We start from the raw sequence: 26,820 nt of genomic DNA on the forward strand, positions 1-26,820 counted from the left end.
CGAGTGACAGTGGCGTTTGATTGCACTCTCTTTATAAATAAAAACCTTCTTGCCATTGGCTGTGTTCATTTCCTCAATTTTTGTCAGTGGCGAAGGTGAAAAATGTGTTGGCGTTGTCTTGAGAGCGATACCTATGAATCATTTCACTGTAAGCAATAATGAAATTTATATTTCATTATTTATGATCATGGACATACTGTTCTAAAATTCTGATGTTGAGGTGTATCAACATGACGTACAGTCGTTTCAACATCGGCAATACCTGCATATTGCAGTGAGTGTAGAGATGGGATGTCTGGCTGGGGTTCATTGTTAGCAGGGAGAGGTCTGTGTCAGAGTTACTTTCAAAACGAAAAAGCGTCAACGCTGATGGGTGTATTCAGAATATCACGCCTGAAAGCGCTGGATGGAGTTATGTCGGCTTTCAGGTCTATTACCTAGATAAAGGGCAGCAGTTATCGTTTCATGATACGGATAACGAATTGTGTTTGGTGCTGGTGTCAGGACTGGCAGATATTGCGTTAAACAACCTGGCAACTCAGAGTATGGGTGAGCGGATGGATCCGTTTGAGCGTTTACCCCCTTGGTCTCTATATCTCACGGTAAATGACAGTGTCACTTTAACGGCGAAAACATGCCTTGAGCTAGCCGTGTGTCGTGCTCCCGGCAAAGGCACTTATCCATCCCGCATTATTACACCGGAGCAAGTGGGCAGTGAAGCCCGAGGACAGGGAAACAACAAACGCTTTGTCCATAATATTCTACCTGACAGCAAAGATGCAGATAGCTTATTAGTTGTTGAGGTTTATACGGATGAGGGTTGTACGAGTTCTTACCCCAGTCATAAACACGACCGCGATACACCACCGGACGAGACCTTGCTGGAAGAAACCTATTATCACAGACTCAGACCGGAGAAAGGGTTCTGCTTTCAGCGGGTGTATACCGACGACCGGGACCTTGATGAGTGTATGGCTGTGTATGACGGTGACGTGGTGATGGTTCCCCGTGGATATCATCCGGTGGCCACTATCGCAGGCTATGACAGCTATTACCTCAATGTTATGGCCGGTCCAGTGCGTAAATGGTTGTTCAGTTGGGAGGATGACCATCAATGGGTAAATACCGATGCTTACAGGCAAAAATTGTCAAAAAGCGCGAAATAACCATTCGATAACAAGCTGAAAGCGTCAATGAACGAAATGGTTCTAGAGGACGTTTCTGGGAGAATAAATGTATAACATTGCTATGTTCGGTGCAGGTCGAATAGGAAAAATACACGCTGCCAATATTCATGCTCACCCCAAATGTCGGGTCGCTGCTGTGGTAGATCCTTTTGAGTATGCAGCGAATGCACTAGCGACATCGGTAGATGCGATCGTAGGGACAGTAGAAGGTGTGATGACAGATGAAAACATTCATGTCGTTTTCATTTGTTCCGCGACAGACACTCACGCAGAATTGATAGAGCTGGCATCAAAACACGGAAAAGCGATTTTTTGTGAAAAGCCGATAGATTTAAGTCTAGATCGCGTTAACCGCTGTCTTGAGATTGTCTCGTCGCATGGGGCATTGTTGATGGTGGGATTTAATCGCCGTTTTGATCCGAATATAAGTGCGATGCGTGAGCATTATGAATCAGGGGTGATCGGTAAAGCAGAGTCGCTGACCATCATCTCCCGTGACCCTTCGCCTCCACCAGTGAGTTACGTTGAGGTATCAGGTGGAATGTTCCGTGATATGACAATTCACGACTTTGACATGGCCCGATTTATGATGGGAGAAGATGTCGTTTCTGTATCAGCCCATGGTGGTAACTTGATTGATGCAGAAATCGGTGAGGCGGGGGATGTTGATACGGCGGTAGTTGTGCTTGAATTTGCCTCAGGTGCGTTAGTGACCATTATTAATAGTCGTCGCTCCGGATATGGCTATGATCAGCGTCTTGAGTTTCATGGCAGCAAAGGCCTACTGAGAGTCAATAATGTCAAAGAGTCCGAACTGGATATGTTCAGTGCGGACAGCTGTGAAAGTTCGTTACCTATGCACTTTTTTCTTGAGCGCTACAAAGAGGCATACCGTATTGAGTTACAACATTTTGTTGATGTGCTCGACGGTAATGCCGATCTCACCTGTACCGGCGAAGACGGGAAAAAAGCATTAGAGCTGGCGGAGGCGGCATTGTTATCAATGAGTACCAACAAAAAAGTCAGCCTCTAATCTTGCTTATCACTAAGGGCAGCCAGTGAAACTGTGAGCGTCTGTGTCACGCAGAGCGTGGCAGACTGGGACCTGAATCCCTCAACACTGGCTTCTTTGATAACAAAGCATACATCCGAAGGCCCGGACAGCGGACTGACAGCGCTGTCTGTGAGTGAGATAAGCTGACAGCCTATTTTAGAAATAGACTCGATACTGGATTTTGTCTGGCTTGCATAAGGTGAAAAAGAGATTGCAACAACGGCGTCCTTGGCAGAAATCATACTGACTTGCTCTTCAAACATTCCGCCAAGTCCGTCAATGAGAAGCGCTTTCCTACCGAGATGACGAAGTGCATACGCCAAATAGACACCGACATTAAATGATCGTCCTGCCGCGAGTATATGGATGGTGTCTGCCTGATTCAGAATAGTAACAGCACGTTTTAAATCTTCGTCATTTACTAATGAGACAAGTTGTTCGAGAGCGTCCGCGTTGGCTTTTGCGAATCGATGGAGAATATCAGGCGGTGACTCAGGATCTAACGGTTCTTCCTCCAGCTCAATAAAAAGACGACGACGTTCATTGTAGTTACTCGTGCCCTCCACAAGTGCAGCCCTGAACAGGGTCTTCATTTCGTTAAAGCCAGAGAAACCGAATGCACGGGCAAAACGAATTAAGGTTGATGGGGGAACATCGGCCTGTTCTGCAATAACTGCCACGGTATCAAATGCCACACGTTCTTGATTATCAAGCAAGTACCGACCCACCTGTCTTAAACGTTTACTGAGAGAGTCGAAGCGTTGACAGATTTGTTCTTCCAGTTCGCTGAAAGATGTGGCTATTGTGGTCATCTGAAATCCTAATTGGTTGAGTAAATACACTCGCAACACGTCCTGTAATTCAGTGTTGTGGGATGTTAGTCAGCTATTATGCAATGAATAGCATACGGTAAATTACGGTTAACTTTTACAGTCTTGTCCATATTCAAGGTTTCATTTTCAGTTGACTCGAAAATCAGACAGTTTTTTAATCAACAAGCATTTCAATTTTAACACGATGTGAAATTAATATTTCATATCATGTTAGTAAACCAGATAAAACGGCAAGTTGCTTCGAGGGAGTGAGTAAGAAAAAAGAACTGGAAACGTATATTTTGTGATTTGAGGATGTCTTGCGATATTACTAGAGCAGATTTAACGTCGTGCAAAAGAGGTCAAACCGAGATTCCCGCTCCTGAAAATCAATACGATTAAAATTCGCACAATTCTGTTGCCATTCGTTTATTTCGATCTTAATATAAAATGAAATAAACGTTTCATTTTATCTGTGGCAAAGTAGTGATGTGCTATCGGAAAGGTCTTTGAGACCCAGTGAGATAATGGTTGAAATGAATATTTCATTCAGGTGGAGACAGGAAAGGGATTATGGTGGGACCGGAGAAAACATTGGACGTAATATGCATGGGCCGAGTTGCTGTTGATCTATACGGCGATCAAATTGGAGCAAAGCTTGAGGACATGCGAACTTTTTCAAAATATCTCGGTGGTTCGTCGGGGAATCTCGCATACGGTACAGCAATTCAGGGCCTGCGGTCCGGTATGCTGGCAAGGGTGGGTGATGAACACATGGGACGTTTTGTCAGGGAAGAGCTTGAGAGAGCAGGCGTAGACACCCAGTATTTGATCACAGATCCTGATCGCCTGACTGGGTTAGTGGTGTTAGGGATCAAAGACAAGGATACCTTCCCTCTCATCTTCTTTCGTGAAAACTGTGCAGATATGGCCATATCTGTGGATGATATATCTGAAGAATACATAGCGTCGTCCCGTTGTCTGGCGATAACCGGTACCCACCTGTCACATCCACAGACCAGAGAAGCCGTGCTCAAAGCGCTTGAGTATGCGAAGAAACACCGGGTTAAAACGGCACTCGATATCGATTATCGGCCTGTTCTTTGGGGGCTAACATCTCATGGAGATGGTGAGACCCGGTTCATTGAGTCAGGTGCAGTGACAACCAAGCTACAGCAAGTGCTATCGCTCTTTGACCTGATTGTGGGTACTGAAGAGGAGTTCCACATTGCTGGTGGAGACACTGATACTGTTGCGGCTTTAAAAAAAGTGCGAATGCATACTGATGCTGAACTGGTCTGTAAACGCGGTGCGTTGGGTTGCAGTGTGTTCACCGACACTATCCCGAACAATCTTGATCAGGGAGTGACAGTGAAGGGAGTTCGGGTTGATGTGCTCAATGTGCTTGGTGCGGGTGATGCCTTTATGTCGGGTTTATTGCGCGGTTATTTGAACGGAGAATCGTGGGAGAAGAGCTGTCAATATGCCAACGCCTGTGGTGCTCTGGTTGTTTCCCGGCACGGATGTTCGCCCGCCATGCCGACGAGAGAGGAGCTGGATAATTATCTCGCGCGTTGGGAAGAGGTTCCGAGGCCAGATAAAGATACCCAACTGAATCACTTACATCGGGTCACCAAAAGAGAGCAAAAGTGGCAAGAGGTGTGTGTGATGGCGTTCGATCATCGGGCGCAGTTTGTGGATATGGTCAATAACGCCGATGTCTCTATTGAACACATTCCTTATTTGAAAAACTTGCTATGGAAAGCAGCAAAAAGCGGTGCCGCCAGCGCGGGGTTGCGGGATAACGCTGGGGTCCTTTGTGATAGCACCTTTGGCCAGGACGTTCTTAACCAGGTGACTGGTCTTAATGATAAAAATCTGGGTCGATTCTGGGTTGGCCGACCCGTGGAGCTGCCGGGCTCGCGCCCTCTCAGGCTGGAGCATGGCAATATCGGTACTTACCTGAGTCGATGGCCTAAAGAACAAATAGTGAAATGCCTGATGTTTTATCACCCTGACGACAAGCAAAGTCTGTGCGAGGAGCAGGAAAATAAGATACAGGAAATCTATCAGGCCTGTTGCCACACCGGTAATGAGATGCTTCTCGAAATTGTATTGCCGAGAGACAGAACTGACCTGAAAGCAGACGATGAACAATATCGACGGGTGGTGAACCGGGTATACGAGTTAGGTATCAAGCCGGACTGGTGGAAGTTACCCCCCCTCAAGGCTGCAGGCTGGCAACAGGTAGATAAGTTAATTGATGAGTATGACCCACATTGTCAGGGGGTTGTTATTTTGGGTCTTGATGCACCCATGTCGGTATTGGCGGAAGGATTTAAGGAAACAGTCAGCAGTCGTTATGTTCGGGGATTTGCGGTGGGACGAACACTATTTGGTGAACCATCACGCCAATGGTTAGCTGCAAAGATTGATGACAATGAGCTGATTGAGCAAGTTAAAAACAACTATATCACCATGATTGATTACTGGAGAAAGCGGAAACAGTAACACATGATATTCAGGAGGTGGTCGCCGTTAACTGGTTACATGCCTGCTGTTCGACAGATTATGACAGGGAGCGAAAGATGGAAACAGTACACAATTTTATCCAAGGAGAGGTGTCTGAAAATCAAAGTGGTAGGTTCAGTCCTATCTTCAATCCTGCCACGGGTGAACAGATCCGTCAGGTTGCCTTGAGCTCGGCAGAGGAAGCGGAAAAGGCTGTCACGTCTGCCTTTCAGGCTGCAAAAGCGTGGGCAAAAACGCCACCTCTGCGCCGGGCAAGGGTCATGTTTAGGTTCAAATCCTTATTGGAAGCGAACATGGATGAGCTGGCAAAAATGATCACCGACGAGCACGGAAAAGTGCATTCAGATGCTCTTGGCGAATTAACCCGTGGACTTGAGGTGGTCGAGTTTGCTTGTGGAATTCCGCATCTCCAAAAGGGCGAAAATTCAGCAAACGTTGGTACAGGTGTCGATAGCCACTCTCTGATGCAGCCGCTGGGTGTCTGTGTTGGTATTACGCCATTTAACTTTCCCGTGATGGTGTCAATGTGGATGTTCCCCATTGCTCTCGCCACAGGAAATACGTTCGTTCTTAAACCCTCAGAAAAAGACCCCTCGGTATCTCTTCGCATTGCGGCCTTGCTTAAAGAGGCAGGTTTGCCTGACGGAGTGTTCAATGTTGTTCAGGGTGATAAAGAAGCCGTAGATGTTCTTCTCACTGACAAAAGAGTACAGGCTGTCAGTTTCGTTGGCTCCACTCCCATCGCTGAATATATCTACTCGACAGCCTCAGCGCATGGTAAGCGATGTCAGGCGTTGGGCGGTGCGAAAAACCATTGTGTACTTATGCCGGACGCCGATCTTGATATGGCGGCAGGGGCAATTATGGGTGCAGGTTTCGGTGCTGCCGGTGAGAGATGCATGGCATTGTCAGTTGTGGTCGCAGTGGGTGATGATATTGCCGACGATGTCGTCAGTCGCCTGAGTGAAAAGGTCAAAGCAATGAAAACAGGGCCGGGCAGACAGGACGGACCCGAAAATGATATGGGACCAGTGGTTACTGCCGAGCATAGAGATAAGATCATCTCCTACATCGATGCAGGGGAAGCGGCGGGTGCAGAGCTGGTGGTCGATGGCCGCGACTTATCGGTACCCGGACATGAAAATGGCTTTTTTGTTGGTCCAACGTTATTTGACCATGTTAAGCCCGACATGACTATTTATCGTGACGAAATATTCGGCCCAGTGCTTTCTATCGTCAGGGCGCCTGATTATCAGACGGCACTTGAGCTGATTAATGAACATGAATACGGAAATGGCAGCGCGATTTTCACCCGTGATGGTGAAACAGCCAGAGCCTTCAGTGAAGATGTATTGGCTGGCATGGTTGGGGTCAATGTCCCTATTCCAGTACCCATGGCATTCCACAGTTTTGGTGGATGGAAACGCTCTATTTTTGGGCCATTGAATGTACATGGAAATGATGGGGTACGTTTTTACACCCGAATGAAGACGGTAACTAGCCGTTGGCCTACGAGTATTAGACTGGAAAAACACAAGAGCGATTTCATTATGCCAACCCATGGCTGATGAATACTATCACAGCAATGATAGTGACCGATCCTTTCTTTTATCTGGCCGCTGTTCCGGCGGTCCTTATATATGGTATCGGAAAAGGTGGTCTGGGAGGGGCATTAGGCGTCGTCGCCGTCCCTATGATGTCCCTCAGTCTTCCTGTTCAGCAGGCGGCGGCTATATTGCTGCCTAGTTTACTCGTAATGGATATCTTTGCTGTAAAACACCATTATCGGTTTTCTGGATTTAGAAAATATTCCTATGTCTCTCATTCTGATGCTGCTAGCACCTCTTAATGTGAAACCGGGGGGGACGTTGGATATCGCCAGCGAGAAAAGGGTTTACCGTCATTGCTTCAGCTTTTTTGTTTGCTTTAAGCACCTATTTGTTTTCCTTAAGCATCTATATGGTGTGCTGAATGGTTAATATCCCAACAATGTGACAGGTTTAATTATCTCCCAGGTTCATCCTAATAACTCGGCCGAAATTTAGATCGACCACTTAGGGGAGATGTAGAGTGACATCTGAAAACTATCCCAGTGATATCGAGTCGCTGATGTTGATCATGAGTTTGTTCGTTGTCTCTTTCTTGTCTCCATGTGGCTTATGAACATTGTTACAGTAACGATAGTGACCGATCCCTATTTTTATCTCGTCGCTGTTCCGGCGGTTCTTATATTTGGTATAGGAAAAGGTGGTCTGGGAGGCGCATTGGGCGTCGTAGCCGTTCCCATGATGTCTCTCAGTCTTCCCGTTCAGCAGGCGGCGGCTATTCTACTACCTATCTTATTGTTGATGGATGCTTTTGCTGTAAAACACCATTACAGGTTCGCTGATCTTACGATTTTGAAGCAAATGTTAGTGCCTGCGGGGTTTGGCGTGCTCTTGGCTGGTTTATTCATTCAGGGTAGCGGAAACAGAGCAATGGAACTGCTTTTAGGTATTATCTCTCTGGCATTTGTTACCTTCTATGCAATGCACTGGCTGCCAGAAACAAAGCCCGGTCGTTTGAGCGCAGCTATTTGGAGTCTTCTTAGCGGGTTTACAAGTACCACCATCCATTCTGGTGGTGCGCCAGCCAGCATTTATTTATTACCGTTAAAGCTCGATAAACGTCAGTTGATTGCCACCATGGCGGTCTTTTTTGCTGCTGTCAATGCGATGAAGCTTGTCCCTTATGCCAGCTTGGGTTTACTTGATGTAGAAAACATTCTTACATCGCTCATTCTGATGCCGCTGGCCCCTCTTGGCGTAAAACTGGGGATTGTTTTGCTGGATATCGCCAGCGAAAAATGGGTTTACCGTCTTTGCTTCGGTTTTCTGTTTGTGTCCGGCATTTATATGGTGTGCTGATTGGTTTATCTCCCAACTATGTGACAGGTGTAATTACCCCTCTGGTTCATCCTTTTAAGGTGGCAGGAATTTATGTTGACCAGCTAGGGGAGACATCGAATGACATCTGACAACAATCCCGGTGATACCAAGTCGCTGATGTTGATCATCAGTTTGCTGGTTGTCGTCTTCATTGTCTCCCTGTGGCTGGGGTGGCGAACTAAGGGGCAGCCATCCGAGCATACGCAGTCATTATATGACAAGGTGATTGAGCTTTTTAACCACGTTGTTTGGTGAGTCAAACTTGGTTTTACACTCGGTTATATGGTCTGCATGGCCGAATATGAATAGCTCACGACAGCAGGCTTTTTTGGTAAAAAATTTTGTCGACACCTTGTTTAGGGAAGTCTGTATAGCGTCCAACTTCTCGAAATCCGAGCCTTTCATAAAATCCCGGAGCCTGAAATGAATAGGTATCTAAGTAAATGTTGTGAATATTCAGGTGTTTTGCCTCACTTTCGACAGTGAGAATTAACTCTCGGCCAATTCCCTTACCGCGTAACATATCTGGCAGCCATAGATAATTAATATGAAGGCATTTTGACATCAGTCGCCCCGTCAACCCACCCAGCATTTCATTCTTTTCATTGCTGATAAAACAACCGATACTCCTTTCATGGATTTCGAAAAAATGGGGTTCATTAAACGCTAATAACCCCTGATATATATGAGAGATCTGCGCTTCAGATGGTGCGAAGACAAAATCAATATTCATAATTTGTATTACCTAACGGAGAGTGTTTAGTGCATGTTCACTTATGGTAAAGGCTTACAATGCTCTACCTGTGGAGAGAAAATGTGCCCAGTCTGTTCTCTGTCTTTTTATGGCCTGGCGTGCTGCTGACCGATGATCATATGCCACTTTTTTATGTTGAACCGACCAACCAAAATCCCCTTTTTCCACGATTGAATAACTTGCATGTGGACTGTAGTTTTCCATTGAATGGACGACGGGCAGATCATCTGTGTAGGCAGGTAAGCCGACGCTTCCGGGATTGACGATGAGTTGTTGTGAGCTTGTCAGGATAGCTCTTGGTGTGTGGGTGTGCCCACAGAGAATAACGTCTTCACTCTGGTTATTAAGCAGAGCCATAATGTCTCTATCAGTTCGTAATTCTGCATGACCGCTTTCGACATTTTCCAGAAGATATGTCAGGTCATCATCCGGTGTGCCGTGACATAAAAAGACCGATTCATTAAGCGTGAGGTTAGATGGCAAGGTATGCATCCACTGTAATGGTAAGGTCCCTAAGTCCTCATGAATAAATTCCATGGTGGGATTTGAGCAAATTTCATCCGCGGTGGCTTCATAAATTTGTCTATCCTGATTGCCTCGAATCGTGACCAGTTCGTTTTCCATCAGTAATTCAAAGGTATCTCTCGGGGCAATAGGCCCGTAGAGGATATCACCAAGGTTAACGACGATGTCTGAACCTTGCTTTCTTATATCGTCCAGCACTGCCCGAAGGGCATAGACATTACTATGAACATCTGAAATTGCAGCTATTTTCACCGTGTACCTTTTTGGGTTTAACCGGAAATAGAAACCCAATTAAATCATGGGCTTTCTTTCAATATTAAATACGTTTTGTATAAGGGGAGTGTGTCGAAGGCTGAGTGGGATTTTTCACCTCTTCATGGCTTGAATAACCATCCTCTCAAACATGTCAGCACATAGAAATCTAATATAAAGCAAGTTAAACTGGACCAAATATTCCAAGCTTGTTCTTATGTACTGGCTCGAATAAATACCCACTATATGTTGAATTAATCTTCAGTTATTAGTTCTCAATTATGTTGTAACGACAAAGCTAAGAGATTATTCCACGATAACCCTCTCATCGTGCTCAAACAATTGCTATCTACGAAAAAAGCAAAAAAACAATTAAGCTTTTAGGTTTTCACGTTCTGCCAACGTTAAACTCGAAACAGCGCGACTGTCGTCCGGTTTCATTAAACCACCCCAGTTCTATTTTTTGCAGTTTGCCGGGGAATAAAAATATACGACCAGTGCGCTGATTCTTTCCTAAAGCAGCACTATATTTCCCAGCCAGAACGATACGTTCTGCCAATCAGCAGGCTACAAAGCTCTGTCATCACCTTCATGGATTTTGTTAATCGAGGGCGTCGTTCGTCAGAGAGTTTCCCATCAGACCAATGCCTGTCGTGCACGTAAACATTGTAGGGGTTAATAATACATTTGAAGTCAATCGATAAGGAGACTGACAAGGCAGAGTGTGCCATATAAGAGTGAGGTAAACCGGCAGAGTGAACAAAGGTCACGACCTTATCGAAAAGCGCCCCAGTCAGACTACCATCGGGCGGTGTTGAGCCTACATATTCGATATATTTTTTCAATTCAGAGCAAGTCCCCCAGTTATATACGGGGCCGCACAAAACAACGCCAGAAGCTTCATGAGTAAGTTGGTGAAGTTGTTTATATTGGTTGGATTGATAAATTGTGTCGTTGTCGAAATTCGGTACATCCCACTCCGCTAAATCAATATACTTAGCCTGATAACTCTGTTCGTGAATCTCTGAAACACAGAGCTTAGCCAGTTCACGACTTTTACTGTTTGGATCTAGGCTGGAACTTAAAACGAGAATATACATACGATTATCCATATAGAGGGTTTGAGCGGCGCTTGCCCTAGTTATCCATGCCTTCGAGGCACCGCTGTATAAGTTTTTTAGTGACGGTAAAATGGAGGGTGAGCATATTTCTTCCCACACATTGTCCGAAATTATTGGTTCGTTGATTAAGAGGGTGATGTTGCGAATGGGCTGTTCGGTTCATTGATGTAAGAGAGAATATCATTGTGATGAGCGCGCCAATTCAGCTCTCTTTTAATCTTATCGGCGCTCATTAATTGATCCAATGTTGCTCCAAGTGCCCAATCGCCGTGTTCAGCGATGACGTCTTCGACAGGACGGACGACGGGTTGAGTTGTTAAGTCAAATCGCTTTCTATAAGCGTCTGCAATATCGCCAACCTTAACGCCTTGCTCGCCGCAAACATTGTAAGATTCTCCGTCGCAACCTTTTTCCAGAATTAGTCGGTAAGTTGAAGCGAGATCGTTGACGTGTACGACTGGCCATCGTGTTTCCAGCGAGCCCCAGACTTCAATTTGACCTTTGTCAGGAACAAATCCCGACAGTGCGCCAGAGTCTCTGTCGTAAACAATGCCAGGATGAATAATATTGGCATCAAAGCATTGGGCACGTGTTATCAAGGCACTGTTTTCAATCATCCAACAAAAACTTGAGATGGGGTTGAAAGGGCTATTTTCTGATACAACCTGATTTTCGGTATGCCCGTAAAGCCAAACACCCCCTGTGTAAATAAATCGAATTTTCCTTCCCAATTTATTTCCCTGAGCAACTAACTCATCTATCAGTTTGCGGTCTATGGCTCCCATGTCCTGACAAAATGTCGCTGCGACATGAACAACAGCGTCAACATGGCAAAGGTGGGTAGACCAGTGACTGGGGGAAACAATATCTCCACGTATTACCTCAGCACCCGTTTGGCGTAGGGCTTGCTCGGAGATATCCGAGCGGGCTAACGCCAGAACAGCGTGATCATGTTGTAAAAGTTCGCTTAATACAGCAGACCCAATGGTGCCTGTTGCGCCGAGCAATAATATCTTCATGTGTCTCTCCCTGAAAATATTAGGCTAAAACCTCAATAGCAGTTGAGGTCAAGGCATTGCTTTGTCGTTTTTTAATAAACAATAAAACGTTGTATAAGAGACAAGTAGATGCAAGTTACGGTTGTACATATCTGCAATCGATGAACACTCCTCGATGAAAAAACAACAGATATTGAACCGTTTCATCACATATATTTGCCTGGTGAGTGTGTTACCTGTTTGTGGTGTAGAACCTTATCAACTGATTGTCTTTTCTTTCGAACGATTCAAATCAGTTTCCCCTCAAAATACAGAGAAAATGTTCATATTTGATTCAAGTTTGCAGAGAAATGGCGACACTATCGCGTGTTATGGATAAGCGCTTTAAACAACATATTATCAAGATAATCAGTCAGGTATGATTAATGTCTTATCTTGAGATAATTGATGGCGAAGGGAAGATGAGAAGAATAAAAGTGATTCCCGTGATAACTGTGTTTCTTGTTGCCTTGCTCACTTTTTTGGCGGTTATCGGCGCGTATGCGTGGAAAGATATCGGTATCACCGAGACGAACGCTCCTCAACTCGGAGGAAAAAGCAAACTCATTGCCAAAGGCATATTACCCTCAATAAATCAGTTGCCCACTGGCGCGGGTAGTGGTGTCGATATCGATAGTAATGGAAATCTCTTTTTTCTCCATCGCTCAGGATATGGATTCAATAACAATACCCTCATTGAAAAGGATGTCGTGACAGTATATTCGGCTGATGCTCATGAGACGATGTCATCGTGGGGGGCACATTATTTTAAGTCACCCCACGGTCTGACTATCGATGAAAACGATCAGGTTTGGATCACCGATATTATGTTGAACAAAGTGTATCAATTTGACGCGAAGGGAAACTTATTGCGCACCTTTGGTCAACACTATCCTTTTTATATGGAAGCCTGCCTTAAAGTGAGAAATCTACTCAAGAATCTGCCTTGTGGGCAAAATAAATATACGTTTGCCAGACCGACAGACGTCGAAGTTTACCCCGACGGTTCATTTGTTGTTGCTGATGGCTTCCGGAATAGCCGCATTGTTAAATTTGATGGAGAGGGAAATTTCCAATGGGAGATATCAAAGCTTGGCAAAATGCATGGTGAGTTTTACTTACCGCATGGCTTGGCCAAAGACAGGCAAGGCAACATCTATGTTGCAGACAGAAGGAATGCAAGAATTCAGGCTTTCAACAAGCAGGGACAATGGATAAAGACATGGAGTTTCCCCGAGCTTGGAAGGCCGTACGGTCTGGATATAGGAAAAGATAACTTCCTTTACGTGGTAGATGCCGGAGACGCTTATGAGTTCGAAAATGGTGTCGAGCGAAGTCAAGTTTTGAAACTCACTCTAGATGGAAAAATTGTTGATCGGTATAGCGGGTTTGGACAATCACTCGGTAAAATTGACTTGCCGCATGATATTGCGGTTAATGATCATGGGCGTGTCTACATTGCAGAGGTGAAAAATAATCGTGTTCAGTTCTTTGAACAGCAATCTCACTAGTCGCCATATTGTTTTTTGAATACGAGGGCCTTTGTGGGAAAGGGGGCATTCTTTATTATCTTTACTGCGCAATGACCACAGATAGATGAAAAAAAACGGGGCTGTAAAACCCCTCTCATTATTACAAGGTCGGTAAGGTCTAGTGAGGTGGCAAAGTATGTTTAGTAGTAAACGGATCACTGCAATCGCTCATTCCATTTGCCATTGTTTTCGTATTCGCACATTTCTTCAGTATCAAACCGGACATGTTGGTTAATGTCTTTGATTTTCACCTCAATGGAGGCCAGATTTTCCCTTATTAGTTCACTCAATGCTGAAGTGTCAGCCTGCTCTAAATCCGCGTTGGTATTAAAAATGCAGATGATTTTCAGAGAGCGTGGAAAGTTCTCATAGTTCACAAGATGTGTGAGCCATTCGAAACCACGATATTCCCTCTGAGCTATTTCGCAAACGTCCGTCAACACAGTCCTAAGGGCATTTTCTCTCTTCTTGTCTGTCTTTCTCATTTTGAACGATACCTTCATGGTGAAACTGTAACGTGAATAACTGTTTAAACGGTAATTCACGTATTTTCTGGAGGCACAAGGTATCTTGAAAGTAGTCAGCATCGCAACTGACTTACCACTAAAAATTCATAGGGTCAGAAGTATTTCAATGATGTCGTTCATCGTAAGAGCAAAATATGAAGAATCCTCAATTTCTTCGATGCTTGGATGAAGCGTTAAAGGGGAGAATTAGACTCGCAAAATTCAATAACAAAGATGGTTTGAGTAAAGTGTTATCAGTAAGTTAGGGGGGCGAATAAAGGAGATATTCTATGGAACCCAAAGACGTTGTAATCTCTTTCTGGCAGGCGATGGAATCTAATGATTTTTCACGTGCCGCTGATTTTTTGGCTGAAAGCTATGTCTGCGAATGGCCGTTAACAGCAGAAAAAATAGTGGGCAGAGAGAATTTTATTGCTATCAATTCTGCCTATCCTACCAATGCGTTGTGGTCTTTTACTGTTCATAAAGTTATTAGCGAAGGTGAGAATGTTGTTACTGAGGTGACCGTGACCAATGGCGAAAGAACAGACAGAGCCATCACGTTTCATACGGTTAACCAGAACAAAATATGTAAGCAGGTAGAGTATTGGCCGGAACCTTACCCGGCGGCGCAGTGGCGAAGACAATGGGTTGAATCTCTTTAACCCAAATTAAATCTCCTTAACCCAAATTGAGCCTCTTTAACCTAAAAAAGTAAAAGGAAGTCTCATAATGTCAGAACTACATTTAACCTGTGACTGCCGAAGCGTGGTTGCTGCAGTCCAAAATATCTCGTCACGTACCTCAAACCGAGTGGTCTGTTACTGTTCTGACTGTCAGGCTTTCGCCCGGCATCTGGGCCGGGTGGATGTGATGGACGAATCAGCGGTACTTTTCTGACTCAAATACCGCCCGCTAAACTCACTCTTGTGACGGGGCAAGAGCATGTACATTGTGTACGTCTCTCGCCAAAAGGCATGTATCGCTGGTTTACAGCTTGCTGCCATACTCCGTTAGCCAACTCTATCCCCGGCTTTCCATTCGTTGGTGTTTTTGATCATGTGTTCAATGATAAGCAAGCGTTGTCGAATACTGCAGGTCCGGTTTTAGGTGCTGTTCATACGCGTCGGGCGGTTGGACCTATTCCTGAGAGTATGAAAGAAAGGCATGAGCTCACTCTCATTGCTGGCACACTTAAAAAACTACTCCGTTGGAAACTACATGGATTGACTCACCCAAATCCCTTTCATAAGAAAGGAGGTCAAGCCTTGGCACTTCCTGAAATCTTGAGTCAGTGAGTTGACAAAATAGTTGTCAATTTTTCGGTTGTTGATGAAATAGCGAGTTGTTAGTTTTTCTCTGTGAGTGACACGGCACGCCGTTGCTGTTTTCATAGTGAATTGAAAGGGAATATCCATGCTGGTTACAGATGAAGAGCAGATTAATATTTTTTATCAGGCACTCGTTGAGCGTGATGCAAGTTTCACCGGCACCTTTTATGTTGGTGTGAAAACAACATCTATTTTTTGTATTGCTACCTGTCGTGCGAGGAAGCCAAAAAAAGAAAATGTTGTCTTCTATACCAAATATAAAGAGGCTATGGATGCGGGTTTTCGGCCTTGTAAAATTTGTCGTCCAACTGAAAATGCTAATGAGGCCCCGCATCAGGTGAGTGAGGCGATTGAATTGGTGAGGAACAACCCAAAAGAAAAGATATCTGACGTCAGATTACGACAAACCGGCATTAACCCAGAACAGATCAGGCGTTGGTTTAAAACACACTATGGAATGACTTTTCATACCTTCCAGAGAATGTACAGAATCAATAATGCATTAATAGAGTTAAAAAGCGGCAGTAGTGCAACAAACACGGCCTATGAGGCGGGCTACGACTCATTAAGTGGTTTTGGGTATACCTATAAAAAGCTAATGGGAACAACTCCATCAGAATGTAACAGGCAAAATGTAGTGCTAATAAGCCGCTTGACGACGCCCATCGGACCTATGTTTGCTTGCGCGACTGACAAAGGCCTGTGCTTACTTGAGTTTGTAGATAGAAGGATGTTAGAAACTGAGTTTAGTGACTTGCAACGGCTGTTTAATGCAAAAATTATGAACGGTGAAAACCAGCATATTGAGACAGTAAGAAGGGAGCTCAATGAATATTTTGCTGGAGAACGTATGAGCTTTACTGTGAAGCTGGATACACCGGGTACTACATTCCAACAATCGGTGTGGCAGGCACTGTGCAAAATACCATACGGTCAAACATACTCATATCAGCAACAGGCAGAATCAATTGGCAACAATAAAGCAGTTCGTGCAGTAGCCTCTGCGAACGGTATGAATAGAATTGCCATTGTTATACCTTGCCATCGTGTAATTGGAAAAAATGGTCAGCTTACAGGCTACGGCGGCGGCTTGGAGAGAAAGCGTTGGTTATTACTTCATGAAAAAGAAAATCTGGTGGCGGTATGTGGTGATTCTGTCTCTCAATATGCCATCTAGAAGCGTTTGAGTATCTGCGGTCGTTAGGTAATGTATTTCCTCATAACCATTAAAATACGGTTCAAGTACTGTTCGATTTAACACCCTGTTGCGACACAGAGGTAAAAGCAAGGCTTGAAACCGCTGCTGCTGTATTATCATGCAAAGATCTTCGCCTTTCCATTCTTAAAACACACAGCCTGCTGTCGGAGCCACAGGAAAAAAATTTCAACAGCAGCTTATCAAATGTCAAGATCCTTATAGCGCACATCAAAATTCATAGTGATGAATATCTCTTTTACATGATGAAAGAAACAATAATAGTATCAATTTTGAAATATAAACTGATATGCATATAAGAAAAGATGTGCTTTTTAGGACAAATTCATTAATTTAGATCTCCCTAATGTTATTTTTTTTGAATCTATATGATTGGTGTATAAAGTTCCCTTTAAACAGAAAATATTAATAAATTATAATGTTTTTAAGTATATTAGTGATAGTTTTAAATTTCACTACTTATGTTATAACTTAGTAAATAATAATAATTAGGCAATTATGCACATTAATAAATACATATATTATTTATTGTTATTTAATTTTTATGAATTTGTTGAAAAACTTTTCTTGTTCTATTCTGGTTGTACTGAAACAATTTTCTTATACATGGTGCGATTTAAGCGATGCTAATGATCAGTCGTTAAAGTGGATTTCAAAACTGCACATATATTGACTTCATATTATTTCACCCAGCTAACACTAGGTGAGTGAAAAGTACCTGGCAATAACGCTGTTATTTGAGAATGGCTCGGTGTTTTTATTTATTTCACCGTAGGCTCTTTTAAGGAATACCACTAATCAAATGCAGTAATCATGTAGTGTTTAATATGTTTTGAGGGAATTTATGACTATTAGCGCGATCTCAAGATCAAACCAAACATATCGTCGGGAAGTAACTGAAAGTGTCCAAACAACACAAACTAAGACGACTAGAAAATGTCACGTTAAACGTGGAGGACAGAGTACGAAAGCAGTTGGTGATCAACGAAACCAAGTCAGAACTCAGCAAGTGAAAGCTCAGGTACCAGAGAAAAATCAGTCGTTCCTTGGCGGTATCTTTAATAAATTTGGCGGTGCCGTAAAAGATGTAGCAAAAATGGCATGGCAAAAGCTTGAGCCAGTTGCCAAAGATATTACCCAAACTGGAACAAGGACAATTGCAGGGGCCCTTGGACTGGATAAGGTTTATGACTCAGTAAGAAACTTCTGGAGTACGCCCAACCAATTCAACGCTGGTAATACATTACTTGAGGGAGGACAGGCCGCATTACCTTTGGCAGCTGATCTGATTGGAGGTAATGACCAACAAAAGAAAGATAAAGTAAACAAAGTAGGGCAAGGATTTTTGGACTTTGGCAATACGCTTAATGACGTATTCTCCAATAGAAAAACAGATGGCTTCTTCGGTAAGGCGAAAGAGTTTGTCTCAGGTATACCCATTCTAGGTGGAATATTAAATTTCTTCCTTGGATAATAGAAAAAATGTTTAGCTGGTTGTTGCTTAACCCTGTTTATAGTACTTGATACTTTATTAAAACTTTTCAATAACCAGCAATTTTTTATGAGTGTATGATGAGCTATTTTCAACATAATATATGATATTGAAGTGTATAAATAACTCATCAACACCTTAAAGTAGACAATTATTTTCGCTGATTCGCGCCAGTAAATGATAGAATATATAGATTAAAATTTTCGAAGGGTAAATGAGTATTTATATTTCAATGTGTATTTAAAATTCCACAGTGGTACTAAGAGTTAAAGATGTATAGTTTATATATTGATATATTAATTTAGTATGTTATAAAATTAGAAGTTTTTACTGTGAGCATCTCTGTCACATATAATGAAATGCTTTATGTTGATAAGTTTTTTAAATTTAATCAAAAAAATCACCCTAATTTAGAGTTTTTTAATTGAGTTTCTTTTGAAAATAAATATTCCTCCAAGAAAGAAAGCAGTAAAAAATAAAGTGACTTAAATCTCATTAATTAAATGATGATAATGTAAATTTTATTAAATTTGAAACTAAGATATTAGTCGTTATCCTTAATTAGTTGTTTTTTTTAACAATCACCTCTCTTTAGAGTGTTTTAGTTGAATAAATAATTTTCTATTTTTTATTATATGAATCAATCGTCTAATATTAGAAATCTATGATAAATAATTATATGAAATAATTATATGTAAAATTTTTTTAATATAATTAATGGATTAAAATCATCTTCGCATCTTTAAACCTCCTGTACAAGATACAAAAGTAGATATCAGTAGCTACATAACAGAACATAAGCTCCCCCTAATTTTCCTGTTCTTTCCTCATTTGTTGAAAAATATTTCCTGTTCTATCATCAGTCTGCTATGCATTATTTCTGATATGCAGCTGTTTGAAACAAACGCAGTGTGTTACCGATGAGTTGGTGCGACAAGCCATGACAGTAGATAAGTTCACCCAACTAAAACTAGGTGCGTGAAGAATATCTAGAACGTCATGTTGCTAGGAATTACTAGCGATAGAGGCTTAGAGCATCCCTTGCTTAATTTGCCCTTGTTACGCTTGGTACATTCAGTGGCGGTGCTACGTTTAATTTCAACGGATAACTGGTGTCAGGAGATAGCTATGGTTATGGTTTCAAGAGTTGGTAAAACAACGAAATGCGCTGCGAATAAGCCGCAGCAGCCCCCCCAGAAAATGGAGATGGCGAAGAAAAAAGCGCGTGCGCCACAAGTAGACAACGATATGGCGCAAAAGAAAGTAAATACCCAAAAGGTTGAGATGCAGGCTAAAGAAACGCAAATGAAACAAGCCGCAGTTGAGAAAGCTCCACCTCCAAGAGCTAGAAAAGCACCAGTAGAGGCCGCACCACCAAAGGCAGAGAAAAAAGAAGCCGGAAAGCCTGAAGAAGCCAAAGCTGATGAAGCAGGTAAAGCAGATGAAGCGAAGGAAGGCGGCGAAAAGAAAGGCTTTTTAGACGGTATTTTTGAAAAGCTTGGTCCTGTGTTAAAGGAAATTCTACAGAACGTTATCAAATCAATTGCTGATATGCTTGGTCTGGGCGGTGTGTTTGAGAAGAAGCAAGATTTGTGGAACAACCCTTCTCTGCAAAATGCCGGGGAGCTTGCAGTGGAAGGCGGTAAAGCAGCACTCCCATTCCTAGAAAAGATACTTCCGGGAGTTGGTGATATCGGTGGAAAGCTTCTTGAATTTGCCGGTAAAATTGTAGGCGCACTTCCCGACGATAAAAATGACCTCGTCGGCGGTGCCGTTGATGGTTTCAAAGGTATTCCGGGCTTGGGGCAACTCGCAGATTTAATACTAGGTAAGAAGGCTGAAGGAGGCGGTGGCGAAGAAGCTGCAGCATAAGCGCTCCGCACCAACAACGTCATATCTTAGCTTGCTGGTTATTGCGCATGTATTAACGGTGGTCGATTGTGTTTTAGTCTGACCGGTGGTGCGTGTGAATAGCCAGCGTGTTTACCCAAAATAATTTCTACTTGTCGTGAAGTGATTCCGTGAGCCAGCAAACGCTCAAAACATGCGATTCGACAAGTAAGGTCTGCCACTTTTAGATTCTAACATCGATGTCACGTTGAAATACAATTTGCTCGTAGATTGGTTATTAAATCAGCCGTGGTAACTCGCTATTTCATCGAACCAACTTCATTAAAACACCTCACTAAACCATCTTCATTCACCCTTTCTCTAACCGTTCCTTTAAATATATGAAATCTCAGCGAGCTCTATAGAATAATTTATCTATATATTAATACATCAAAAGTCTAAAAAAATTATTGATTATTGTCACTTTTAAATGTCTGAAGGAAATTATTTGTAACATAATTGAGATATGAAATCTTTTCCATATATATTTTATCTGTTTTTTCTATCAAATAAATTCATATTTTATAGATAAAGTGTTTCTTTATCTATAAAATAATATTGATTATGATACATATGATTCATTAATGAAAAATATGAATTTTGTTTTATTTTAAATTATTAATATAAAAAATACCTAATAATATTAAATGTTTATTAGTGTGTTTTAAATACTATTAAAAATTTAACCAAATAAATTATTATGATAAATTAGACATTGCTGTTTAGTTATCGTTACTTTTTTATTTTCTCCCGTTTCCATTTTACAGCGGTTTGTTGAAAAAGTTTTCCTGTTCTATTCTTGATGTGTTGCGAAATAATATTCATATAAAGCGCTGACCAAAACCAATGAAATATAAAACTCAAAATAGAATTTCAATACTGTTTGATAGCCTCAATCAACTACCACTAGGTGAATGAGAATTATCTAGAGAGCAACGCTGTATTATATCGTCAGTTTTGCAGGGCATGATGAAGCCTTATCGCTCATCACTTTGTAATATCTGAAAAAAAGTAATGACAGCGGCGTGTAATTAATGGATTGAATCTGTTCTGGGGGAATATATGACTATAGGCACAATAGTAAATATAGGGTCAAAACTCATCGGAGGTTTATTCGGTGGTGGTGACAACGGCATGGCAGCAGCAGCTCAGGGCGGCGATAAACCAGCTGGTGGAAATGCTAACGCGGCTGTTGGTGATCATAGAAACGAGATGCAAGCACACCGAACGATGGCTAAAACTCAGCAAGGCGGTGGAGGCGGATTTCTCGGCGGTATTTTTGATAAAATCGGCGGTTTCTTTAAGAATATTGCACAAACCGCTGTAAAAGCGCTATCAGGAGCGCTTGGGCTCGGCGGAGTCTTTGAGAAGACACAGGACGTCTGGAACGTTCCTTCGGCTCAGAATGCGGGGGAACTTGCAATCGAAGGGGGGCAGGCCGCCTTACCTATTCTTAATAAGATAATCCCTGGTATCGGCGGTATAGGTCAGAAGCTTCTCGACTTTGGTGGTAAGTTGGTAGGGGATGTGTTGAGCCCACAACCGTCGAAGTTTGTCGGTGGTTTTGTAGATACACTTAAGGGTATACCTATCATTGGTAAAATCGCTGACTTTTTCCTCGGTAATTAGTGCAAGAAAATATTACCGACAATCATAAGATAAATACTGCTGGTCATTGAATAACTTCTGTAGTGAAAGAGTATTATATAAACTCGTTCTAACTTCTCTTTTATGTCCAATAACCAGCACATTGAATTGAATGACCCGATATTATTGTCGATTTCTAAATATGGCAAGTTAATTAGCTTAAGAAGAAATCGGCAATACCACCCAAGAAGGGAATACCCTTAACGCCGTTAACTATACCCTGAACAAGCTTTGATTCTTTGTCATCTTCCAGCAAATCGTCAACCAGAAAATTACCAACATCGAGCAGTTTATTGCCAAGATTCATAATATCTTGCTTTTTCTTTTCATCACCACCACTGAAAATTTTAGCGACTAGCGGTAGTGCTTTCTCTCCGCCTTCAAGAACAAACTCGCCAAGATTTTCAGCTGTCGGCTTCCGCCATAGGTCTTGTGCTTTACTGTACAGCTCCCCAAAACCAAAGATATTTGCTACTGCACCCACTCCAAACTGCGCTACTCCTTTTATAACACCGCCGATAGCATTAAAAATGCCACCGAGAAATGAGCCGCCGTCCTTCTTTTCAGTTTTGGCCTTGATCTTGTGGGCACGACCTTCATTTCTGTTATCTCCAAGCGCTTTGTCACTATTACCACCGTATTTTTTGTCAGCGTCGGTATCAGCTTTTTTGTCTTCAGTAAGGTCTGTAATACCACCGAAAAAAAGCTTACCGATGCCGTCAATTGCTTTGAGTATCATATCTCCCCCAAAAAGTTATTTGAAAGTGCATTGTTGACGAAACACTAAATATATATCGATAAGTGTTCAGTCATTGATCAGTAACGTCGTCTGTTAAGAAACTACAATGCTTAATTCACAAGGCACAATTCACTCACCTAGTTTTAGTTGGGTAAAATGCCTTTTTTCTGGTGAAAATATGAATTCAGTGTCACTTTTTCGTTTTTAGTAGTGACATCAAAAAATTGACTCTAGTGATGGAATATATTTTCAACAAATCTAGCTTAGGTCAGGAAATTTGTTTCAACAAATTTAGGGGATTATAAAGAAGGATGATTTTTAGCTGCCCTTTTTTATTTACACTTGATGCTGATTAATTGATATATCTCGATTGTATTTAGTAGTATGTACATAATATATATACTTTTTATCAGATATAGCTAATTAATTTTTAACTTTATTAAATGCTCCAAAAAAGATACACAAGTATCAAATAAATATCAGATTATTATCATTTTAGTAGGTTATTAATAATATCTGGTTAATTAAAACGTAAAAATTGAGTTGGAAATATACGTGTTAAATACTAATATGTATCACATATAATATAATTTCATCATATTTATATATTTATGTGATATGAGTCTTTAGTTTTCTCTGGCTTCAGTTACGTTGATAACTTCTGAACTGATGTCTATCAGATACGCATACCTCGGTAAAAGAGAAACAGTTTGTACCTCTTCCCACCCAAGATTCAGCCCCTGTGTAGATTTATCTTACATAATTAGTGCCAAAATTTTTTATCATTACTAATCAATAGGTTAGATTTAAACCAAAGTGAAAGAAGAAGAATATTCGATAAAATGGTGTCCGTTTACAGCCTCGACATACTACTAATGACGAGATCTTGAGCTAATTCCGTTCCTTTGATTACAAAAAATATTGATTCAAATCACAAGAAAATTTAAGATTCGCTTCCTTTTTGACCAGTTTACTCTATGCCAGTCACCTCGATGGGTATGGCATACAAGGTATGGCTTGAATCTCACATTGTGTTTCGAGCTTGCGTACTAATAATCAGAGGCTTAAAAGTGACTAAATCCCCGTTAGTGATAGGCATTGCCAAGTGTGACAATCAAAAAAGCACATTCGATGCTGCTCTGAATGAACACCTGAATATTATCGATGCTGCTCATCAACTCGGGGTGCAGTATTTAGTTTTTCCTTTTAACTCACTGACGGATGATTCAAATTCGCTCTGTCTAAATAAAGATGCCCCTTTTTTTGATGAAATAGCAGCAGCAGCGGGCCACATGGCTGTGAGTCTTGGCTTTAGAGAGCAGATCACGTACGATGAAAAAGCTGATATGTTTCAAGGGTTCGGCAATCTTCCCGCTGAAAACTATGCTGTGCTGCCAATACGCACAAAACGATTTTCGGTCAGTAGTCAGGTGATCATTAGAAACGGTAATGTCGTTCACCTTCAGCGCTATCTGACTGAATTACCAGTTTCAGCCGTTGAACAATTCGGAAAAATAGAGCAGCACGCAAATGTTTCCGGTTGGGCGTTGCAATCGTTGATTGGAGAAGATTTTCTGAATCCGGCATATGTTCATATTGCGGCGAATCGTAGACCTGATTTGATGATTGTTTCGGTAGAAAATCAATGCCAAATAGCATTAGCGTCTGCACTTGATATGACAGAAAAAAATTACGGCATGTCTGTCGTTGTTGTTGGTGAAGACTTCTCTATGCATACAGAATTAGAAACGGAAAGTGGGAAGTTAACCGTAGTTCCGGTAACGACAAAGCGGCAAGCAAACCAGTCTAGGGTAGCAATCGCGGTATAACTGGCCGCCTGCAGGTCTCTTTTATTTGAGTTGGGCATAGGCACTCAATCTATCTATGCCCGTCGAGGGAAACAGAAAAGGATAACCAAGGTATGGTTATCCTTCTTTGGTCTGTTTGTTCATACTCAGGAATTATTACTGGCTGTGAGTTTAATATGTCAACCTGTGTTCGACGCGGATGGCTTTATTCTCCACCACCGCCACCGCCACCGCCACCGCCATCACTCCCTCCACCAAAACCACCAATGTCTCCTCCATAGCCATCATTGTTTCCTCCGCTATAACTTTTATCATTAAAGCCGGGGCTGGAATCTGATGACGCCATAAGGAGCGATGTGAAAGTGAAATCTGAATGTCCTGTAAATAAAATATCTGCTATTTCACTGCGAAGAGAATGGTAATCATACCCTTCATCTAAGCTGTCATGATGGATGGCATTAAAATCATCCGGGGAGCAAAACATCGCATAGAGATAAACAGACTCTGACGCTGTATCATTCTTGATCCTTCTTCGTTGTGCTGAGCCATCAACCTGTTTCTTCGAATAATATTGTTGACTGCCATAATACCTTTTCAAATCATAAGGTAAGTCTTTTGCATACTTTTTAATTTTTCTATTTTTAAAAAATCTCTGAAACATACAAATTCATCCTTTAATCAAGTGTGCATCAGTACCTATTCATCTAACAGCGATATATCTGCGCAATTCCCTCCAAGGCAAATGGGGCTTACCACTACATTCCAGACTATTTGGTGCGGTTTATTTTGAAAAATGAATCAAAAAAGATGAGATAAGTGCGGGTTTCAACGTGACGCATTTATTCGGGATGTTTCCCACCACTCAATTGCTCTTGCCTCATGTTCTCTAACAAAATCATTTTTATGATTGCAATATCTATCACTATCATTGTTACAGCTTGCTGCACCTTCCTGTTTCAATGCTGCATATTCATCAGCGACTTCTGGGAAAGCGGATAAGTAATCACGAAAGGCGAGGTGACGATGAACGTCATCTACTCCTGATAGAAATGCGTGTATGTGGTGCGTTCTCTTTGCTCCGCCTTTTTGAAAGTAACGACGGCCTGCTATGCCGAACTCTCCTTTTGCTTCATAGCCCAATGAAGCAAGTAAATCGTTGTCTTGGTCCAGTCGTTCCAAGCTTCTTACTTCGAGAATAATATCTATGATTGGCTTGGCAGCCAGTCCTTTGACGGATGTACTACCGACGTGGTGAATAGCGACAATATTTTCAGCATTTGCTGTAGATAGGAGCGCTTTTTTTTCGTTTGCATAATCTTCAACCCAGCTTTCGCGATACTCCACAACTTCAATCACTCTATTGTTCATTTCTCTCTCCGTATCGTTTTTATGCAAGTCTCTAATTTTGAGCCAGAAATCATATCAGACGGACTGATTATGCCGGCCAGAATTAGTGGGAGACATCTCGACAATCTGGAATAGCAGAACCTCATTAGACCTTGTTTTACTCTCCTTCGCAGTAAATCCGAAATGGATACGCTCGCAAAAGGGGCGAACCGTCGACGCCATATTTTTGCCATTTTTTATCTTTGCATTGCCTTTTTTGTCACCTTTTGAGGCCTTTTTATCTTGCTTTAATAACTTCATCGAACAGCGCACAGGGCGCAATTAATAAGATTTCAAAGAAGAGGAACGCATGATGAAAAAAGCAAACTTCAAAAAAACTGTATTGGCACTCACTTTGGCACTTCCACTGGTCACTGCGGCAAATACTGCCTCGGCAGCAGGAAAACAAATAGAGCGAGATACACAACCTCAGTATATCGGTGTGGGCGGTGGAGCAGCCGTGGGTGTATTACTGGGCGGGCCTGTTGGTGCCTTCGCGGGTGCTTTACTTGGCGGCCTGATTGGTGAGGTATCAAGCTATAAAAACTACAGCTATGAGCAGGAAAATGAGCTGCTGTCGATGAATGAACTGCTATCAGACAACAATGAACAGTTGGCAATGATGACCAGAAAATACAGCGAGTCTCAAATTGAACTGGCTGATATGCGTCTTGCTCAACATGAAAAATCTACAGATCTAGAGCTTCAGATGGACATTCAATTCCGTACCAATTCGTCGGAAATCGAGCCTCACTTCAAAGGACAACTTAACGAGCTGGCAAATATCATGCGTCAAAACCCTGATGTGCTTTGGGATCTCGAAGGACACGCTGATGTTCGTGGCCAGAAAGCCTACAACATGACGTTATCTGAAAAACGCGTGAAGGCTGTCTTTGACCATTTGGTAAGCAAAGGTGTCGCACCGGAGCAGTTAACCACACAGGCATACGGTTCTGAAACCGCACTGAAAGAAAAAGGTGACCGTGAGGGATATTTCTTTGACCGTCGTGTCAGCCTAAGAGCCATTAGCGGCCACTCTGCAACGGCACAACACTGATGTCGGGATCTGCTT

The 26,820-nt window shown here is 42.3% G+C and carries 25 protein-coding genes and 2 pseudogenes; 18 read left to right on the plus strand and 9 right to left on the minus strand.

Annotated elements, in window-relative coordinates; genetic code table 11:
• The first annotated feature begins 329 nt into the window (after positions 1-329).
• A complete protein-coding gene (gene iolB, locus A8L45_RS06005) occupies positions 330-1,166 on the plus strand; it encodes a 5-deoxy-glucuronate isomerase (RefSeq protein ID WP_068900233.1) in 837 nt (278 codons plus the stop codon).
• A 67-nt stretch (positions 1,167-1,233) separates the two neighbouring features.
• Positions 1,234-2,220 (plus strand): inositol 2-dehydrogenase, encoded by a 987-nt coding sequence (gene iolG, locus A8L45_RS06010; RefSeq protein ID WP_068900235.1) that lies wholly within the window; start codon positions 1,234-1,236, stop codon positions 2,218-2,220.
• Here iolG and A8L45_RS06015 read toward each other — a convergent pair.
• Positions 2,217-3,053, minus strand: a complete 837-nt coding sequence (locus A8L45_RS06015; RefSeq protein ID WP_068900237.1) for a MurR/RpiR family transcriptional regulator — start codon at positions 3,051-3,053, stop codon at positions 2,217-2,219. The two genes, iolG and A8L45_RS06015, sit on opposite strands and share 4 nt — an antisense overlap.
• A gap of 573 nt (positions 3,054-3,626) precedes the next feature.
• Here A8L45_RS06015 and A8L45_RS06020 point away from each other — a divergent pair.
• The 5 genes and pseudogenes from A8L45_RS06020 to A8L45_RS24455 all read left to right on the plus strand — a co-directional run bounded on the left by A8L45_RS06020 (position 3,627) and on the right by A8L45_RS24455 (position 8,767).
• Positions 3,627-5,564, plus strand: a complete 1,938-nt coding sequence (locus tag A8L45_RS06020) for a bifunctional 5-dehydro-2-deoxygluconokinase/5-dehydro-2-deoxyphosphogluconate aldolase (RefSeq protein WP_068900239.1) — start codon at positions 3,627-3,629, stop codon at positions 5,562-5,564.
• A gap of 77 nt (positions 5,565-5,641) precedes the next feature.
• On the plus strand, positions 5,642-7,153 hold the full coding sequence (locus A8L45_RS06025) for a CoA-acylating methylmalonate-semialdehyde dehydrogenase (protein WP_068900241.1): 1,512 nt from the start codon (positions 5,642-5,644) through the stop codon (positions 7,151-7,153).
• A 17-nt stretch (positions 7,154-7,170) separates the two neighbouring features.
• A pseudogene (locus A8L45_RS06030) lies at positions 7,171-7,374 on the plus strand (sulfite exporter TauE/SafE family protein); the annotation flags it as partial.
• 370 nt (positions 7,375-7,744) lie between these two features.
• Complete coding sequence (locus A8L45_RS06035) at positions 7,745-8,491, plus strand: sulfite exporter TauE/SafE family protein (protein WP_175401923.1); 747 nt, start codon at positions 7,745-7,747, stop codon at positions 8,489-8,491.
• A gap of 99 nt (positions 8,492-8,590) precedes the next feature.
• Positions 8,591-8,767, plus strand: coding sequence for a hypothetical protein (locus tag A8L45_RS24455; protein ID WP_175401924.1), 177 nt, complete (start codon positions 8,591-8,593; stop codon positions 8,765-8,767).
• Positions 8,768-8,822: 55 nt separating this feature from the next.
• Here A8L45_RS24455 and A8L45_RS06040 read toward each other — a convergent pair whose 3' ends face one another.
• The 4 genes from A8L45_RS06040 to A8L45_RS06055 form a co-directional block, all read right to left on the minus strand.
• Positions 8,823-9,245, minus strand: coding sequence for a GNAT family N-acetyltransferase (locus A8L45_RS06040; RefSeq protein WP_068900246.1), 423 nt, complete (start codon positions 9,243-9,245; stop codon positions 8,823-8,825).
• 54 nt (positions 9,246-9,299) lie between these two features.
• Positions 9,300-10,043 carry a metallophosphoesterase family protein gene (locus tag A8L45_RS06045; protein ID WP_068900248.1) on the minus strand — a complete coding sequence of 248 codons (744 nt, stop codon included), beginning with the start codon at positions 10,041-10,043 and terminating at the stop codon, positions 9,300-9,302.
• Between the two features lie 524 nt (positions 10,044-10,567).
• Positions 10,568-11,143 carry an NADPH-dependent FMN reductase gene (locus A8L45_RS06050; RefSeq protein WP_068900250.1) on the minus strand — a complete coding sequence of 192 codons (576 nt, stop codon included), beginning with the start codon at positions 11,141-11,143 and terminating at the stop codon, positions 10,568-10,570.
• A gap of 146 nt (positions 11,144-11,289) precedes the next feature.
• Positions 11,290-12,183: an NAD-dependent epimerase/dehydratase family protein gene (locus A8L45_RS06055; RefSeq protein WP_068900252.1), complete on the minus strand. Its 894-nt coding sequence runs from the start codon at positions 12,181-12,183 to the stop codon at positions 11,290-11,292.
• A 404-nt stretch (positions 12,184-12,587) separates the two neighbouring features.
• On the opposite strand from A8L45_RS06055, the gene A8L45_RS06060 reads away from it, so the two are divergent.
• Complete coding sequence (locus tag A8L45_RS06060) at positions 12,588-13,712, plus strand: peptidyl-alpha-hydroxyglycine alpha-amidating lyase family protein (RefSeq protein ID WP_068900253.1); 1,125 nt, start codon at positions 12,588-12,590, stop codon at positions 13,710-13,712.
• Positions 13,713-13,888: 176 nt separating this feature from the next.
• Here the strand turns inward: A8L45_RS06060 and A8L45_RS06065 are convergent, their stop codons facing one another.
• The gene (locus A8L45_RS06065) at positions 13,889-14,278 is read right to left on the minus strand and encodes a hypothetical protein (RefSeq protein ID WP_245680653.1); all 390 of its coding nucleotides are present in this window, start codon (positions 14,276-14,278) and stop codon (positions 13,889-13,891) included.
• Between the two features lie 251 nt (positions 14,279-14,529).
• Between A8L45_RS06065 and A8L45_RS06070 the strand changes: the two genes are divergently transcribed.
• From A8L45_RS06070 to A8L45_RS06095, 8 genes and pseudogenes are all read left to right on the plus strand, one after another.
• Entirely contained in the window at positions 14,530-14,904 is a 375-nt protein-coding gene (locus tag A8L45_RS06070; RefSeq protein WP_068900257.1) for a nuclear transport factor 2 family protein, read from the plus strand.
• 67 nt (positions 14,905-14,971) lie between these two features.
• Positions 14,972-15,139 carry a DUF6151 family protein gene (locus A8L45_RS25480; protein ID WP_175401925.1) on the plus strand — a complete coding sequence of 56 codons (168 nt, stop codon included), beginning with the start codon at positions 14,972-14,974 and terminating at the stop codon, positions 15,137-15,139.
• A 29-nt stretch (positions 15,140-15,168) separates the two neighbouring features.
• Positions 15,169-15,537 carry a DUF6151 family protein gene (locus tag A8L45_RS25205; protein WP_281181494.1) on the plus strand — a complete coding sequence of 123 codons (369 nt, stop codon included), beginning with the start codon at positions 15,169-15,171 and terminating at the stop codon, positions 15,535-15,537.
• A gap of 118 nt (positions 15,538-15,655) precedes the next feature.
• A pseudogene (locus A8L45_RS25210) lies at positions 15,656-16,186 on the plus strand (bifunctional transcriptional activator/DNA repair enzyme AdaA); the annotation flags it as partial.
• Entirely contained in the window at positions 16,169-16,747 is a 579-nt protein-coding gene (locus A8L45_RS25215) for a methylated-DNA--[protein]-cysteine S-methyltransferase (RefSeq protein ID WP_245680658.1), read from the plus strand. The pseudogene A8L45_RS25210 and the gene A8L45_RS25215, both read left to right, overlap by 18 nt.
• Before the next feature lie 883 nt (positions 16,748-17,630).
• Entirely contained in the window at positions 17,631-18,260 is a 630-nt protein-coding gene (locus A8L45_RS06085; protein ID WP_068900262.1) for a hypothetical protein, read from the plus strand.
• A 1,146-nt stretch (positions 18,261-19,406) separates the two neighbouring features.
• Positions 19,407-20,150: a hypothetical protein gene (locus tag A8L45_RS06090; RefSeq protein ID WP_068900264.1), complete on the plus strand. Its 744-nt coding sequence runs from the start codon at positions 19,407-19,409 to the stop codon at positions 20,148-20,150.
• Positions 20,151-21,230: 1,080 nt separating this feature from the next.
• Positions 21,231-21,797 carry a hypothetical protein gene (locus A8L45_RS06095; protein ID WP_068900266.1) on the plus strand — a complete coding sequence of 189 codons (567 nt, stop codon included), beginning with the start codon at positions 21,231-21,233 and terminating at the stop codon, positions 21,795-21,797.
• A 172-nt stretch (positions 21,798-21,969) separates the two neighbouring features.
• Here the strand turns inward: A8L45_RS06095 and A8L45_RS06100 are convergent, their stop codons facing one another.
• Positions 21,970-22,554 (minus strand): hypothetical protein, encoded by a 585-nt coding sequence (locus tag A8L45_RS06100; protein WP_068900268.1) that lies wholly within the window; start codon positions 22,552-22,554, stop codon positions 21,970-21,972.
• A 1,070-nt stretch (positions 22,555-23,624) separates the two neighbouring features.
• Here A8L45_RS06100 and A8L45_RS06105 point away from each other — a divergent pair.
• Positions 23,625-24,383 (plus strand): carbon-nitrogen hydrolase family protein, encoded by a 759-nt coding sequence (locus A8L45_RS06105; RefSeq protein ID WP_139122321.1) that lies wholly within the window; start codon positions 23,625-23,627, stop codon positions 24,381-24,383.
• A gap of 184 nt (positions 24,384-24,567) precedes the next feature.
• Here the strand turns inward: A8L45_RS06105 and A8L45_RS24465 are convergent, their stop codons facing one another.
• Both A8L45_RS24465 and A8L45_RS06115 read right to left on the minus strand, forming a co-directional pair.
• The gene (locus A8L45_RS24465; protein WP_068900271.1) at positions 24,568-25,023 is read right to left on the minus strand and encodes a DUF6559 family protein; all 456 of its coding nucleotides are present in this window, start codon (positions 25,021-25,023) and stop codon (positions 24,568-24,570) included.
• 164 nt (positions 25,024-25,187) lie between these two features.
• Positions 25,188-25,730, minus strand: a complete 543-nt coding sequence (locus A8L45_RS06115; RefSeq protein WP_068900273.1) for a GrpB family protein — start codon at positions 25,728-25,730, stop codon at positions 25,188-25,190.
• 328 nt (positions 25,731-26,058) lie between these two features.
• Here A8L45_RS06115 and pdsO point away from each other — a divergent pair, with 328 nt between their 5' ends.
• The gene (gene pdsO, locus A8L45_RS06125) at positions 26,059-26,805 is read left to right on the plus strand and encodes a sortase-associated OmpA-like protein PdsO (protein ID WP_245680654.1); all 747 of its coding nucleotides are present in this window, start codon (positions 26,059-26,061) and stop codon (positions 26,803-26,805) included.
• Positions 26,806-26,820 lie beyond the last annotated feature (15 nt).

The organism is Veronia pacifica (genome assembly GCF_001707825.1).
GTDB lineage: Bacteria > Pseudomonadota > Gammaproteobacteria > Enterobacterales > Vibrionaceae > Veronia > Veronia pacifica.

Bases quoted from the DNA above. Each gene is read 5' to 3' on its own strand.
- iolG (WP_068900235.1), top strand. From the start codon at position 1,234: ATGTATAACATTGCTATGTTCGGTGCAGGTCGAATAGGAAAAATACAC.
- A8L45_RS06015 (WP_068900237.1), bottom strand. From the start codon at position 3,053: ATGACCACAATAGCCACATCTTTCAGCGAACTGGAAGAACAAATCTGT.
- A8L45_RS06020 (WP_068900239.1), top strand. From the start codon at position 3,627: ATGGTGGGACCGGAGAAAACATTGGACGTAATATGCATGGGCCGAGTT.
- A8L45_RS06025 (WP_068900241.1), top strand. From the start codon at position 5,642: ATGGAAACAGTACACAATTTTATCCAAGGAGAGGTGTCTGAAAATCAA.
- A8L45_RS06035 (WP_175401923.1), top strand. From the start codon at position 7,745: ATGAACATTGTTACAGTAACGATAGTGACCGATCCCTATTTTTATCTC.
- A8L45_RS24455 (WP_175401924.1), top strand. From the start codon at position 8,591: ATGACATCTGACAACAATCCCGGTGATACCAAGTCGCTGATGTTGATC.
- A8L45_RS06040 (WP_068900246.1), bottom strand. From the start codon at position 9,245: ATGAATATTGATTTTGTCTTCGCACCATCTGAAGCGCAGATCTCTCAT.
- A8L45_RS06050 (WP_068900250.1), bottom strand. From the start codon at position 11,143: ATGTATATTCTCGTTTTAAGTTCCAGCCTAGATCCAAACAGTAAAAGT.
- A8L45_RS06055 (WP_068900252.1), bottom strand. From the start codon at position 12,183: ATGAAGATATTATTGCTCGGCGCAACAGGCACCATTGGGTCTGCTGTA.
- A8L45_RS06060 (WP_068900253.1), top strand. From the start codon at position 12,588: ATGTCTTATCTTGAGATAATTGATGGCGAAGGGAAGATGAGAAGAATA.
- A8L45_RS06070 (WP_068900257.1), top strand. From the start codon at position 14,530: ATGGAACCCAAAGACGTTGTAATCTCTTTCTGGCAGGCGATGGAATCT.
- A8L45_RS25480 (WP_175401925.1), top strand. From the start codon at position 14,972: ATGTCAGAACTACATTTAACCTGTGACTGCCGAAGCGTGGTTGCTGCA.
- A8L45_RS25215 (WP_245680658.1), top strand. From the start codon at position 16,169: ATGGGAACAACTCCATCAGAATGTAACAGGCAAAATGTAGTGCTAATA.
- A8L45_RS06085 (WP_068900262.1), top strand. From the start codon at position 17,631: ATGACTATTAGCGCGATCTCAAGATCAAACCAAACATATCGTCGGGAA.
- A8L45_RS06090 (WP_068900264.1), top strand. From the start codon at position 19,407: ATGGTTATGGTTTCAAGAGTTGGTAAAACAACGAAATGCGCTGCGAAT.
- A8L45_RS06095 (WP_068900266.1), top strand. From the start codon at position 21,231: ATGACTATAGGCACAATAGTAAATATAGGGTCAAAACTCATCGGAGGT.
- A8L45_RS06100 (WP_068900268.1), bottom strand. From the start codon at position 22,554: ATGATACTCAAAGCAATTGACGGCATCGGTAAGCTTTTTTTCGGTGGT.
- A8L45_RS24465 (WP_068900271.1), bottom strand. From the start codon at position 25,023: ATGTTTCAGAGATTTTTTAAAAATAGAAAAATTAAAAAGTATGCAAAA.
- A8L45_RS06115 (WP_068900273.1), bottom strand. From the start codon at position 25,730: ATGAACAATAGAGTGATTGAAGTTGTGGAGTATCGCGAAAGCTGGGTT.
- pdsO (WP_245680654.1), top strand. From the start codon at position 26,059: ATGATGAAAAAAGCAAACTTCAAAAAAACTGTATTGGCACTCACTTTG.